The organism is Roseococcus sp. GW821-FHT12F05, assembly GCF_058806835.1.
In genome coordinates this window covers 18,744-32,262 of the sequence record NZ_JBXAQB010000018.1, presented here as the reverse complement: position 1 = coordinate 32,262, position 13,519 = coordinate 18,744, and the positions used below count along the sequence as shown (strand labels likewise).

Sequence of the window (13,519 nt, the reverse complement as noted above, 5' to 3'; positions counted from 1 at the left end):
CTGTCACGCGGATGTGCCCCTCAGTCCTCCGCCGAAAGGCCGCCTGTGAAGCTCCGCAACCTCGGCGGCGCGCCCACCGGCAGTCCCCGCGCGCGCTCGCCGCTCTCCGCGAAGATCCAGGCGCCCCGCAGGCTCACGCCGCAGCGGGCGCCGCGGTCGAGCCATTCGGCGCCCGGCGCCGCCTCGGCCTCCAGCTCGAGGCCACCCACCTCGAGCAGCAGCCGCGAGCCGCCGCCGCCGAGGCGCGCGCGCACCACGGCGCTGCCTGCCCCGGCCTCGGCCCGCACGTCGGCCGGCCGCAGGAAGGCCGACGCAGCCCCGTCCGGCAGGGCGGCGTGCAGCGAGCCCAGCCCCGCATCGGCGAAGCGCGCGACGCCCGCCGAGACCGTGCAGGGCAGCCGCGCCGCCTCGCCCACGAAGCCGGCCACGAAGGCGCTCGCCGGTGCGTCCAGCAGCTCGCGCGGCGTGGCGAATTGCGCGATGCGGCCGCGGTCCATGACGGCGATGCGGTCGGCCATCTCCATCGCCTCCTCCTGGTCGTGCGTCACCAGGATGGAGGTGATGCCGAGCTGGCCATGCAGCCCGCGCAGCCAGCGGCGAACCTCCTTGCGCACGACGGCGTCGAGCGCGCCGAAGGGCTCGTCGAGCAGCAGCAGCTCGGGCTCGATGGCGAGCGCCCGGGCCAGCGCCGCGCGCTGCCGCTGCCCGCCCGAGATCTGCTCGGGGTAACGGCCGGCGAGGTCGGGAATCTGCACGAGCTCCAGCAGGCGGGCGACGCGGGCTCGGATCTCCGCCTCCCGCGGGCGCTCGGCGCGCGGCCGCACGCGCAGGCCGAAGGCCACGTTCTCGAAGACCGTCATGTGACGGAACAGCGCGTAGTTCTGGAAGACGACGCCGATCCGGCGGCTGCGCGCCGGCACGCCCGCCATGTCCCGCCCTGCGATGCGCACCGTCCCCGCATCCGCGCAGTCGAGCCCCGCGAGGATGCGCAACAGCGTGGTCTTGCCCGAGCCCGAGGGACCGAGCAGGGCCACGAACTCGCCCGGCTGCAGCCGCAGCGAGACGCCGCGAAGGGCCGCGGCGGTGCCGAAGCGGCGCTCGACCTCTTCCGCCTCGACCGTCATCGCCCCTCCCGCATCCGGCGCCCGGCGATCCGCTCCAGGACCGTCTTCGCGACCAGCGTCACCACGCCCAGCAGCGCGAGCGCCGCCGCCACCGCGAAGGCGCCGGCGAACTGATACTCGTTGTAGAGGATCTCCACGTGCAAGGGCATGGTGTTGGTCTCCCCCCGGATATGGCCGGACACCACCGACACCGCGCCGAACTCGCCCATGGCCCGCGCATTGCAGAGCAGGACGCCGGCGAGCAGCGCCCATTTCACATTGGGCAGCGTGACGCGCAGGAAGGTCTGCAGGCCGCCGGCGCCGAGGGTGGCCGCGGCCTCCTCCTCCTCGCGGCCCTGCTCCTGCATCAGCGGCAGCACCGTGCGCGCGACGAAGGGGAAGGTCACGAAGATCGTGGCGAGCACGAGGCCGGGCAGCGCGAAGATGATCTGGATGTCGCGCTCCTGCAGCCAGGTGCCGAACCAGCCCTGGCCGCCGAACATCAGCACGAAGACGAGGCCGGCGATCACCGGGGAGACCGAGAAGGGCAGATCGATCAGCGTCACCAGGACGCGCTTGCCGGGAAAATCGTGCTTGGCGACGCACCAGGCCGCGGCGAGGCCGCCCACGAGGTTCACCGGCACGGTGATCGCGGCCACGATCAGCGTCAGGCGGATGGCGGCGAGCGCGTCCGGGTCGGACAGCGCCGCCAGCGCCACGGGCCAGCCGCGCCGCAGCGCCTCGACGAAGACGGCGGCGAGCGGCAGGCCGAGCAGCAGCACGGCGACGCCGATCGCCGCCGCGCCGATCAGCCCGTTGATCCAGGGCGCGTCCTGGGCCGCGTGGCGGAAGGACCGCTCGCTCATGCCCGACCCCGGCGCAGGGCGCGCTGGACCAGGTTGAGCGCGAGCAGGATCGCGAAGGACAACAGCAGCATGGCGAGGCCGATCGCCGCCGCGCCGGCATAGTCGAACTGCTCGAGCCGGATGACGATGAGCAGCGGCGCGATCTCGCTGACCATCGGCAGGTTGCCCGCGATGAAGATGACGCTGCCGTACTCGCCGACCGCGCGCGCGAAGGCGAGCGCGAAGCCGGTCAGCAGCGCCGGCAGCAGGGCCGGCAGCACCACGCGGCACAGGACCTGGGGGCGGGTGGCGCCGAGGGTGGCCGCGGCCTCCTCGGCCTCGGCGCCCATGTCGCGCAGCACGGGCTCCACCGTGCGGACGATGAAGGGCAGCCCGACGAAGATCAGCGCCACCACCACGCCGGCCGGGGTGAAGGCGACCTTCCAGCCGAAGATCGCCGCCAGCGGCGCGCCCAGCCAGCCGTTCGGCGCGAGGAGCGCCGTCAGCGCGATGCCCGCGACGGCAGTGGGCAGCGCGAAGGGCAGGTCCATCGCGGCATCCAGCACGCCGCGCCCGGGAAAGCGCAGCCGCACCAGCGCCCAGGCCAGCAGCAGGCCCAGCGGCAGGCAGATCGTGGCGGCCCCGAGCGCCGCCCCGAAGGAGAGCGTCAGGGCGGCCACGACCCGCTCGTCGGCCAGCGAGTTCCAGACGCCGGCGAGGCCGAGCTCCCAGGGCCGCAGCGCCAGCGCCGAGAGCGGGATCAGCACCACGATTCCAAGCCAGGCGAGCGTGATGCCGAGCGAGACGCGGAAGCCCGGGACCGCGCCGGCCGAGGACCGCCATCCGGCGAGGGCCGACGCGCTCACCGGATGGCCCGGCTGATGCGGTCGAAGACCCCGCCGTCGTTGAAATGGATCCGTTGCGCCTGGGCCCAGCCGCCGAAGTCCTCGTCCACGGTGACGAGCTCCATCCGCGGGAAGCGCGAGGCATTGGCCGCGAGCACCGCCGCATCGCGCGGGCGGTAAAAATGCTTCGCGGCGAGGGCCTGGCCTTCGGCGGCGAAGAGGCCCTGGAGATAGGCCTCCGCCAGGGCGCGGGTGCCACGCCGGTCCGCGTTGCGGTCCACCACCGCGACCGAGGGCTCGGCCAGGATGGAGAGCGGCGGGTAGACGATGTCGAACTGGTTCGCGCCGAATTCCTGGAAAGCGAGATGCGCCTCGTTCTCCCAGGCCAGCAGCACGTCGCCCTGCGCACGCTGCGCGAAGGTGGTGGTGGAGCCGCGCGCGCCGGTATCGAGCACGGGCACGTTGCGGAAGAGGCGCGTCACCGCCTCCTCGGCCGTGGCGTCGCTGCCGCCCGGCTGGCGCTTCGCCCAGGCCCAGGCGGCCAGGTAGTTCCAGCGCGCGCCGCCCGAGGTCTTGGGGTTGGGCGTGATGACCGAGACGCCCTGGCGCATCAGGTCCGGCCAGTCGCGCACCCCCTTCGGATTCCCCTTGCGCACGAGGAAAACGATGGTGCTCGTGTAGGGCGCGCTGTTGTGCGGCAGGCGGGTGATCCAGTCGGTGGCGATCAGACCGCGCGCGGCGATCTCGTCCACGTCGTAGGCCAGCGCGAGGGTGACGACGTCGGCCTGCAGCCCGTCGATGACCGAGCGCGCCTGGCGGCCCGAGCCGCCATGGGATGCGTTGACGCGCACGGTCTGGCCGGTCCGTGCCCGCCAGGCGGCGGCGAAGAGGGCGTTGTACTCGCGGTACAGCTCGCGCGTCGGGTCGTAGGAGACGTTGAGCAGGCTCTGGGCCGGCTGGGCCTCGGCGCGCTGCGCGGCGAGGCCGATGGCAAATCCGAGGGTTGCGCGGCGGCCGAGGACTGGGATGGAGGTCCGGCGGAATTCGGGGAGCGGCATGGGCATCTCCTCTCTAAACCATCGCAGCCCGGATGGGCTGCCCGGCAATCCCTGCCGAAAAGGCAGGACGAGATTTGGAGGTGGTCCGCCGCCCCCGCCATGGCAAGCTCACTTTCCGTGAGGGGACATGCAAATTCAGATCTTTCCGAATCCGAAACATCGACGTGAATAAAGAAAAATACCCATAAAACAAATACCTGAAGCCACCTGAGCCGGGCCGCGTCATGGTGAATGGCACGCGCGTGATCCCGCCTCTACGGCGGCGCGATCAGGGGGCGAACGCGCGAAAATGTGAGCCGACGAAGCTCGCTACTGCCACGCGACAGGTCTGGCTCCAGGCGTCGCGCAGTTCCAGCGGGGATTCGGCCCCCAGGGGGAGGTCCAATCGCGCGAGCTCCGCTCATGAACGTCGCTGGCGGGAATCCTCCTGGCGGAAGACCCGCTTCCGCGGCCCCTCGTCAGGCCGCTGCCGCGGTCCCAGGCCAGAGCTAGGCCGCGATCGGCGGATAGGCCGCCTCGACCATCATGCCCGAAAGCAGGAGGTAGGCCTCCGTCCAGGCCGCGCGGACCTGCGGCGTGAAGGCCTCGCCGAGGCCCTGCTCCAGGGTCCAGAGCAGCGCCTGACCCACGGCGGCATAATGCTCGCGGAGGACGCCGTACTGCACGTGGCGAAGGGCCATGGCCTGGATCGTCGGGGCCAGCCGCTCGGGCCGGTCGAGGCTCGCGACCACGAAGCCGAGCGCGGCCATGAGCTTGGCGCCCTGCGCCTCGATATCCGTCTGGACGAAGAGCCGTCGCGTCGAGGGCTCGATCTCGAAGAGGCGGCGATAGAACAGCGCCGCCGCCGGGGCCGCGATGGAAGCGACCTTCGGGAAGCTGTTCCGCACGATTTCGGCTTGTCTCTGGTCCATGGGGTGTCCTCCATCGCTGTCGGTTCATTCTTTCGCCTGAAATTGTCGCAGCGCGCCGCCGCGCTTTGTCGTGTCGGTCGCGAGCCGGGTTCCAGGGGTCTCTCGGCCTCTGGCAAGGGGGCGGCGTGCGCCCGCGATTTGCGCCGGAGGCCGGCCCAGGCTAACCGCGGCGGCCCATGACGCTCGCCACCCAGGATTTCGACTACGCGCTGCCCGAGGCCGCGATTGCCCAGGCGCCCGTGCGCCCGCGCGACGCCGCGCGGATGATGGTCGTGCGCGGCGATGCGCTGGAGGATCTCGGCGTGCGCGACCTGCCGGCGCTGCTCGAGCCCGGCGACGTGATGGTGGTGAACGACACCCGCGTGATCCCGGCCCGGCTGCGCGCCCGGCGCGGCGAAGCCCGGATCGAGGTCATGCTGAACCGTGCCGAGGGCGACGGCAGCTGGCACGCCCTCATCCGCAATGCCCGACGGCTGCGCGTGGGCGACGAGATCGCGATCGAGGGCGCCGAGCTGACCGCACGGGTGCTGCAGAAGTTCGAGGGCGGCAGCGCCCGGCTGGATTTCGGCGCCGACCCGGCCCGGCTGATGGCGGCACTGGAGCAGGCCGGCGAGATCCCCCTGCCCCCCTATATCCAGCGCGCCTCCGGCCCCGCCGCCGAGGATCGTGCCGACTACCAGACCGTCTTCGCCGCGCGCCCGGGCGCCGTCGCCGCGCCCACGGCCAGCCTGCACTTCACGCCGGCGCTGCTCGCCGCCCTGGAGGCGCGGGGCGTGCAGCGCGCCACGGTCACGCTGCATGTCGGCGCCGGAACCTTCCTCCCCGTCCGCGAGGAAGATCCGCGCCGCCACGTGATGCACCACGAATGGGGCGAGCTCGGCGCCGAGGCCGCCGCCACCATCAACGCGGCCCGCGCCGAGGGACGGCGCATCCTCTGCTGCGGCACCACGGCGCTGCGGCTGCTGGAGACCGCCGCTGTTGGCGTGGAGGACCGCCATGCGCCGATCCCCATGTTTTCCGGCCTCACCGACATCTACATCCTGCCGGGATTCCCCTTCCGGGCCGCCGATCTGCTGATGACCAACTTTCACCTGCCGAAATCCACGCTGCTCATGCTCGTCTCCGCCTTCGCGGGGACGCGGCGGATGCGGCGCGCCTATGCGCATGCGCTGGCCGGGGGCTACCGCTTCTTCTCCTATGGCGACGCCTCGCTGCTCTTCCGCGAGGAGGCGGATCTCCCGACATGACGCTGCAATGGTCGCACCAGCAGACGGACGGCCGCGCCCGTGCCGGCACGCTGCACACGGCGCACGGCACGGTGCCGACGCCGGTCTTCATGCCCGTCGGCACGGCCGGCACGGTGAAGGCCATGACCGCCGACGCCGTGCGCTCCACCGGTGCCAGGATGGTGCTGGGCAACACCTACCACCTGATGCTGCGGCCCGGCGCCGAGCGGGTGGCGCGGCTCGGCGGGCTGCACCGCTTCATGGACTGGAAGGGCCCGATCCTCACGGATTCCGGCGGCTTCCAGGTGATGAGCCTGGCCGGGCTGCGGAAGATGGACGAGGACGGCGTCACCTTCCAATCCCATGTGGACGGCTCGAAGCACCGGCTCACGCCCGAACGCAGCGTGGAGATCCAGCGCCTGCTCGGCGCCGACGTCACCATGTGCTTCGACGAATGCACCCCCTTCCCCGCCACCCATGAGGAAGCAGCCAAGTCCATGCGCCTCTCCATGCGCTGGGCGGCGCGCTGCCGCACCTGCTTCGAGGCGCGCGGCGGCCATGGGCTCTTCGGCATCGTGCAGGGCAGCACGTTTCCCGACCTCCGCGCCGAGAGCTGCGCCGCGCTCACCTCCATCGGCTTCGAGGGCTATGCGATCGGCGGTCTCGCCGTCGGCGAGGGGCAGGAGGCGATGTTCGCCACGCTCGACTTCACGGTTCCGATGCTGCCCGAGGGCCATCCGCGCTACCTGATGGGCGTGGGCAAGCCGGCCGACCTGCTGGGCGCCGTGCGCCGGGGCGTGGACATGTTCGACTGCGTGATCCCCACGCGCTCGGGCCGGATGGGGCGGGCCTATACCTCGCGCGGCCAGCTCAACCTGCGCAACGCTGTTCACGCCGAGGACGACCGGCCGCTGGACGAGGGCTGCGCCTGCCCGGCCTGCCGCAGCCACAGCCGCGCCTATCTGCACCACCTGCTGAAATGCGACGAGATGTTGGGGCCGATGCTGCTGACCTGGCACAACATCCAGTATTACCAGGATCTGATGGCGCGGATGCGCGGGGCGATCCTCGAGGGGCGCTTCGAGGCGGAGGCCGCGGCGATCGAGGCCGGATGGGCCAGGCAGGACGAGGGAGGGGAGGACGCAACATGACCACGAAGACCGAGACCGCCGGCCTGACCCAGCTCGGCGCACACACGCAGCTCCCGGCCAGCCCGGACGAGGCGGTGCTGGAGCGTGTGCAGAATCCCCACGCCGACCTCGCCTACTGCATCCGCTTCGCTGCGCCCGAGTTCACCTCGCTCTGCCCGCTGACGGGACAGCCGGACTTCGCGCATCTGGTGATCGACTACATCCCGCGCGGCTGGATCGTGGAAAGCAAGAGCCTGAAGCTCTTCCTCGGCAGCTTCCGCAACCACGGCGCCTTCCACGAGGCCTGTACGCTGGACATCGCCCGGCGGCTGGTGGCGCTGCTGGAACCGGCGTGGCTGCGCATCGGCGGCTACTGGTATCCGCGCGGCGGCATCCCGATCGACGTCTTCTACCAGACCGGCGTGCCGCCGGAGGGCGTCTGGATCCCGCCGCAGGACGTCCCGGGATATCGCGGCCGGGGGTGACATGGTTTCCGCACGCCAGGGTTGATGCCGCCCCTGAGCTTCGTCACCCAAGAGTCGAACCGGACCTGACCAGGCAAATCGGACCCGAACGGGCAGAAAAGAGCGCGATTTCACAGGAAAGGTTGTTCTTCGGGGCTGCCCTTCGCAAGCGCAATATGATACTGCGCATGGAAACCCGGACGGTGAGGGCTTCTGTCTATGAACAGCATTCCCGTGAAGAACAAAGACGCCGGTGCGGCGACTGCGGACATCCGGGAACTGATTCAAACCCTCCAGTCCCTGGTGGAAACCCAGGCCAAGGCGACGCGCGCCATCGAGCGCCTGCACGCCACCCTGCGCAACATGGCGGAGCAGGGCGGCACCGCCCAGCTCATCAGCAGCGAGATCGCCCGCGTCGTCAGCGATGCCGGGCGCGACCGCAGCCCCAGCCGGCCCGAGCCGCCGAGGGCCGATGCCCCCCGCTCCGAGCGGCCGGCGCCGGTCCTGCTGCAGCCGCTCTCCTCCCTCTTCAAGGAAGGCGGGGCGGATGCCCTGCGCCCCCCGCCCCGGCGCTTCAGCAGGACGCTCTCCGTGAGCTGGGTCATCGGCCCGAAGGAGAACGCCGGCTGGGCCTACGGCAACAATGCGCGGCGCCTGTCGCAGCAACTGCCGGAGTTCGACCACGTCATCGGCACCGAGGATGCCGACATCGCGGTGTATTTCGACGTCATCGTCGCCGAGCGCTACCCGGTGAAGGCGCGGCACTCCATCGTCAGGGTCGGCGGGCCACGGCCGCTCGACCGGCTTTACGGCAACGACCCCGACCGCATGCGCGAGGGCCTTGCCAAGTTCGACGCGGTGGTCGCCCTCAACCTCTCGCTGTACCGCCAGCTCGCGCCGCTGCATCCGCGCGTCGTGCTGATCCCCAATGCGCTCGACCTGCAGGAATGGCACGCCGAGGGCCGCCGCAAGTCGCTGCCGGCCGAGTTCACCGTCGGCTTCGCCGCCAGCGCCACCACGGCCGCCGAGATCAAGGTGAAGGGCGTCGCCATCGCCGAAGGCGCGGTGCAGGAGACAGGCGTGCGGCTGCATCGGCTGCAGCGCGGCGACGGCACGCAGATCTCGCACGACCGCATGCGCGAGGATTTCTACAGCCGCATCCACGCGCTGGTGCATCCGGTGGCCCCGGGCCGCGAGGGCTCCTCCAATGTCATCATGGAGGCGCTGGCCTGCGGCGTGCCGGTGATCACCACCCTCGGCGCCGGCCTGCACAGCGAGCTGCTGGTCGACCGCAGGAACGTCCTCATCCGCGAGGCGAAGGTCGAGGCCTTCGCGGAAGCGATCGAGCTGCTGCGCAACGACCGGAAGCTGCGCGACAACATCGCCGCCACCGGCCGCGACTTCGCGGAGCGCAACCACAACCTGCCCACCGCCGCCCGCACCTATGCGCGGCTCATCGCCTCGATCCGCGAGGCCTCGCGGGTGACGCGGACGCCGAGCGTGAGCTTCGTGCCCTTCTGGATGCCGCCGGAATCCTTCGCCTCCTCGCGCCTGCGCGCGCAGTACCCGGTGGAAATCCTGCAGGAGAACGGCTGGCCCAGCATCGCCATCGGCCCGGCCGACAAGGCGGACATCGCGGTCATCGCGCAGTCGGCCGACAACCCGGTGATGGAGAAGCTGAAGGCCAACAAGGAGCAGTTCGTCATCTATGACGTCTGTGACCGCTACTTCGAGAACCCGCGCCAGTTCAAGCGTCCGGACGGCGAGGTGAATTCCCAGGCGCGCTTCGAGGAGCTGATCGAGCGCGCCGACCTCGTGACGGTGCCGACCTCCGAGATGAAGGTCGAGATCGCGCAGCGCTATCCGCACAAGCCGGTCGTCCACATGCCGGAGCCGATCGACTACAATGCCAGGCGGCATCCGCTGGTGCCGCTGAAGGCGCGCAACGTCCTCTGGTTCGGCAATCCCGACCGCGGCAACTTCGAATCCTCGCGCTGGCTGATCGAGCACCTGCGCGACCGCCACGGCTACACGCCGCTCATCGTCTCGCGTCCCGGCTTCTTCCGGAAGAACCATCCCGAGCTCGTGCCGCACGTCGTCGAATGGTCGCACGAGGCGATGCAGGCCGCCTTCGCCAAGGCCGATCTCGCGGTGGTCACGCATTCCGCCGAGGAGCAGACCAAGAGCCCGAACCGCCTCGTCACCACCGTCATGCACGGACTGCCGGTCCTGGTCTCGGGCTCCATCTCCTGCGCGGAGATCATGAACGCCGCAGGGATGGGCTTCGCCGTCGTCGCCACGACCGACCAGCTCGACCGCGCGATGGTCAAGATCGAGGATCCCCTGCGCCGCAAGCCCTTCGTCGAGAAGCTGCAGCGCCACCTGCTGGAGAATTTCGGCCGGCCCGCCATCGCGGCCGCCTATCGTGGCCTCTTCGAAGACCGCACCTTCCGCCACCTCCCCTCGCGCAAGCTGCGGGTGGGCTTCGTGTCGCACAACCTCGTCCTCGGCGAGGGCGCGCCGCGCAGCCTCTTCGAGCTCGCACAGGGGCTGCAGGCGGCCGGCTATGTGGAATCCTTCGCCTACAGCCCCGGCGCCGGCCCGCTCGCCAGCGCCTATGCCGAGGCCGGCGTGCCGCTCGAGATCTTCGATCGCTCCGTCAGCCATGTGAGCAAGGCGCTGAACCGCCGCTACGCATTGCTGCACAAGCATTTCCTCGAATGGCTGAAGGTTCACGAGATCGATGCTCTCGTGTGCAACACGGCCAAGGCGGGCGCCTTCGCGCATATCGCCGACGAGGCCGGCGTCCCCTCCATCGTCATCGTGCGCGAGAGCTTCGAGCCGGAGCGGCGCTTCAACGACTTCGAGCATGAGGCGCGGCTCGCGACCGAGCTCGGCGTGAGCCAGGCGAAGAACGTCGTCTTCGTCGCCAAGACCAGCCGCGAGGCCTGGAGCGACCACAAGTTCTTCGGCAAGGTCTCGGTGATCCCCAATGGCGTGGATCCCGGCCGTTTCGGCAGCAGCCTGGAGGCGAAGCGCGAGGACATGCGCGCGAGCCTCGGCCTGCCGCAGGACAAGGTGATCGCGCTCTGCGTCGGCACGGTGAACCTGCGCAAGGGCCAGGACGGCATCGTGAAGGCCTTCACCGCCCTGCCCGCCGCGGTGCGCGAGAAGGCGCACATCGTCTTCCTCGGCGCGCTCGAGAACTCCTACCTGCCGCAGTTCGAGGCCATGCTGGCCGAGTTGGCGCCCGAGATCCGCGACCGCATGACACTGGTGCGCGCGACCAGCGAGGTCGGCCCCTGGTACCGCGCGGCAGACTTCCTCCTCATGAACTCCACGAGCGAGGCCTATCCACGCGCCGTCGTCGAGGGGCTGCTCTTCGGCCTGCCCGTCCTCTCGACCGCCGTGTTCGGCGTGAAGGAGCAGGTGACGAGCGGCGAGAACGGCTTCCTCTACGAGTTCGACGCGATGGACGACTGGAGCCGGCACTTCACCACCCTCGTCCAGGACGACGAGCGGCGGGCTGCCATGACGGCGACGGCGGCACGGTCCTTCTGGAAACTGACCACGCACGCGGAGATGCTGCATGCCTATCGGACCCTGCTCATGAAGCTCGCCGCCACCAAGGCACAGCCGGAAAAGGCCGCCTGAAGCATGGGTCAAGTCCTGGTTACGGGTGCCGCCGGCTTCATCGGCGCGCACGTCAGTCAGTCGTTACTCGCGCGCGGGGATCGCGTCATCGGGCTCGACAACCTCAATCCCTATTATGACCCGAAACTGAAGGAGGCGCGGCTCCAGGCGCTCACGGGCGACGCGCCGCCGGGAGCCTTCGAGTTCCATCGCCTCGACCTCTCCGATACGGAAGGCGTACTCGCGCTGATGGCGGCCAATCCCGGCATCGACCGCGTGGTGCATCTGGGCGCCCAGGCCGGCGTGCGCTGGTCGCTGGAGGCGCCCTTCGCCTATACCGCCGCCAACGTCACGGGCCATCTCTCCATCCTAGAGGGCGTGCGGCGCAGCGAGGGGCGGATCGGCCACACGGTCTATGCGTCCACGAGCTCGGTCTACGGCTCGCGCAACGACGGGCAGCCCTTCCGCGAGACCGACCGCGTCGACCGCCCCGCCTCGCTCTACGCCGCGACCAAGATCGCCGGCGAGGTGATGAGCAAGTCCTACACGGACCTCTACGGCCTGGCACAGACGGGGCTGCGCTTCTTCACGGTCTACGGGCCCTGGGGCCGGCCGGACATGGCCTACTGGCTCTTCACGGATGCCATGCTGAAGGGCCGCCCCATCCAGCTCTTCAACGAGGGCCGGATGATGCGCGACTTCACCTTCGTGGACGACATCGTCTCCGGCATCGTCGCGGCGCTGGACCATGCGCCGGCCGCCGGCACGCACCGGACCTACAACATCGGCAACAGCCGGCCCGAGCAGCTGCTGGACATGGTGGCCTTCCTCGAGGAGGCGCTGGGCGTGAAGGCGGAGCGCGTGCTGAAGCCTATGCAGCCGGGCGACGTGCCTGGCACCTTCGCCGATGTCTCCGCCATGAAGCGCGACTTCGGCTGGGAGCCGACCACGGACTTGCGGACCGGGCTCGGCCGCTTCGTCGCGTGGTGGAGGGGCTACTTCGCCTGAGCCGCCCCGGAGGCCGTTCCACCGGCCGCGAAGCGCGGAGCAGCAGCGGCCTCCGCCGGGGTCAAACGGCCGGCACAGGCCGCGGAATAGTCCACAATGACCGGGGTGGCCTCGGTCGCGGACTCGCCGCCAGCTCTGATTGCAAAAGTACGCTTCCTCTCTTGGTAACGAAGGCTTTTCGGATAAGATCGCTGGAATGGAAACGCATCCTCAGGCATGGTCTGGCACGATCAAGGGGCGCCGAGCCCGGATCGAGCTGCGTTCGCAGACTCCGCTTGAGACGCCGCCCACGCTGCGTTTCTCCGTGACGCCCGGCGACGGTCCTCCGGTGGTCATGGCGGCCTCGCGCGTGCGGGCCCTGCCCACCGGAGCGGTCTACGGCGTCACCCTGCCCGACGGCTTCGTGCGCTCCGTCCGCACCCATCTTTCGAACGACGAGGGCGCGCTCGGCCCCGAGCTCGCCTATGGCGCCGACTACGAGATCCTGGACCTGATGCCGGCCTCCAGGAATGGCCTGTTGCCTCTGACCTTCATGCGCAAGAACCGCATCCGCCATCTCGGGACGCTGCAGCTGATGGCGGAGCAGGTCTCGATGAGCCCCGAATACGGCCCCTTCGTGCAGATCGAGGCCGTGAAGGTGTTGGCCTACATGGCCATCGAGGACGGCACACCCGAGGCCATCGACAGCGCGATCCGCCTGCTCGACACGCAGTTCGCCCGGCTCGGCACACTGCCGTACGACAAGAAGGGCAGCTCCAAGGAGCACCCGCGGCACATCCTGATCTCCCTGCGCTTCATCCGCATCCTGGCTTCGCTGATGATCGGCCAGCCGCAGGAGGCGCTGGATGACATGGCCTCGCTGGAAGAGCATGTGCCGCAGGTTCCGGCCGTGCCCATCACAGCCTTCAACCTCGGCCTCGCACTGATCCTGCAGGCGTGGATCCTCGCCCGCGCCGGCGAGGCGGAAGAGGCCGTGCGGATCAGCGAGGCCATCGTCGGCATCTTCCGAGCGGCCGCCATGAACATGCCCTCGGCGAAGTCGAAGATCTTCTCCGAGCTCGGCATGACGCTGCAGTCGGCAACGGTCGCCATCGACCTCGTCTCCGGATTGAAGGGACGCCAGCCCCTCGAATGGGACGGCACGCTCTCCGCCGCCATCATGGCCCGGCGCTACAGCCGCCTAACGACCAATGCCTCGATCGAGCGGCTCGGGCAGCGGCTGGAGGAGGCCGCCGCCTATGTCGCCGCCCGCCGCACCACGCCGGATCGGCTCGCGGGCTGAGACCCGTCCCGGAG

The 13,519-nt window shown here is 70.2% G+C and carries 11 protein-coding genes; 6 read left to right on the top strand and 5 right to left on the bottom strand.

The window, feature by feature from the left end:
* Positions 1 to 20: 20 nt before the first annotated feature.
* From AC1ROY_RS29465 to AC1ROY_RS29445, 5 genes are all read right to left on the bottom strand, one after another.
* A complete protein-coding gene (locus AC1ROY_RS29465; RefSeq protein ID WP_493152509.1) occupies positions 21 to 1,124 on the bottom strand; it encodes a sulfate/molybdate ABC transporter ATP-binding protein in 1,104 nt (367 codons plus the stop codon).
* Complete coding sequence (gene cysW, locus AC1ROY_RS29460) at positions 1,121 to 1,969, bottom strand: sulfate ABC transporter permease subunit CysW (RefSeq protein WP_493152508.1); 849 nt, start codon at positions 1,967 to 1,969, stop codon at positions 1,121 to 1,123. Before cysW ends, AC1ROY_RS29465 begins: the two co-directional genes overlap by 4 nt.
* A complete protein-coding gene (gene cysT, locus AC1ROY_RS29455; RefSeq protein WP_493152507.1) occupies positions 1,966 to 2,814 on the bottom strand; it encodes a sulfate ABC transporter permease subunit CysT in 849 nt (282 codons plus the stop codon). Before cysT ends, cysW begins: the two co-directional genes overlap by 4 nt.
* A complete protein-coding gene (locus AC1ROY_RS29450) occupies positions 2,811 to 3,851 on the bottom strand; it encodes a sulfate ABC transporter substrate-binding protein (RefSeq protein WP_493152506.1) in 1,041 nt (346 codons plus the stop codon). Before AC1ROY_RS29450 ends, cysT begins: the two co-directional genes overlap by 4 nt.
* Before the next feature lie 488 nt (positions 3,852 to 4,339).
* Positions 4,340 to 4,762 carry a globin family protein gene (locus AC1ROY_RS29445; protein WP_493152505.1) on the bottom strand — a complete coding sequence of 141 codons (423 nt, stop codon included), beginning with the start codon at positions 4,760 to 4,762 and terminating at the stop codon, positions 4,340 to 4,342.
* Between the two features lie 176 nt (positions 4,763 to 4,938).
* Here AC1ROY_RS29445 and queA point away from each other — a divergent pair, with 176 nt between their 5' ends.
* From queA to AC1ROY_RS29415, 6 genes are all read left to right on the top strand, one after another.
* The gene (gene queA / locus AC1ROY_RS29440) at positions 4,939 to 6,009 is read left to right on the top strand and encodes a tRNA preQ1(34) S-adenosylmethionine ribosyltransferase-isomerase QueA (protein ID WP_493152504.1); all 1,071 of its coding nucleotides are present in this window, start codon (positions 4,939 to 4,941) and stop codon (positions 6,007 to 6,009) included.
* The gene (gene tgt / locus AC1ROY_RS29435; protein ID WP_493152503.1) at positions 6,006 to 7,139 is read left to right on the top strand and encodes a tRNA guanosine(34) transglycosylase Tgt; all 1,134 of its coding nucleotides are present in this window, start codon (positions 6,006 to 6,008) and stop codon (positions 7,137 to 7,139) included. The genes queA and tgt overlap by 4 nt, the downstream gene beginning before the upstream one ends.
* Positions 7,136 to 7,603 carry a preQ(1) synthase gene (queF, locus tag AC1ROY_RS29430; RefSeq protein ID WP_493152502.1) on the top strand — a complete coding sequence of 156 codons (468 nt, stop codon included), beginning with the start codon at positions 7,136 to 7,138 and terminating at the stop codon, positions 7,601 to 7,603. The genes tgt and queF overlap by 4 nt, the downstream gene beginning before the upstream one ends.
* A 213-nt stretch (positions 7,604 to 7,816) precedes the next feature.
* The gene (locus AC1ROY_RS29425; protein ID WP_493152501.1) at positions 7,817 to 11,236 is read left to right on the top strand and encodes a glycosyltransferase; all 3,420 of its coding nucleotides are present in this window, start codon (positions 7,817 to 7,819) and stop codon (positions 11,234 to 11,236) included.
* 3 nt (positions 11,237 to 11,239) lie between these two features.
* Entirely contained in the window at positions 11,240 to 12,223 is a 984-nt protein-coding gene (locus tag AC1ROY_RS29420; RefSeq protein ID WP_493152500.1) for an NAD-dependent epimerase/dehydratase family protein, read from the top strand.
* A 196-nt stretch (positions 12,224 to 12,419) separates the two neighbouring features.
* Positions 12,420 to 13,505, top strand: a complete 1,086-nt coding sequence (locus AC1ROY_RS29415; RefSeq protein WP_493152499.1) for a hypothetical protein — start codon at positions 12,420 to 12,422, stop codon at positions 13,503 to 13,505.
* Positions 13,506 to 13,519 lie beyond the last annotated feature (14 nt).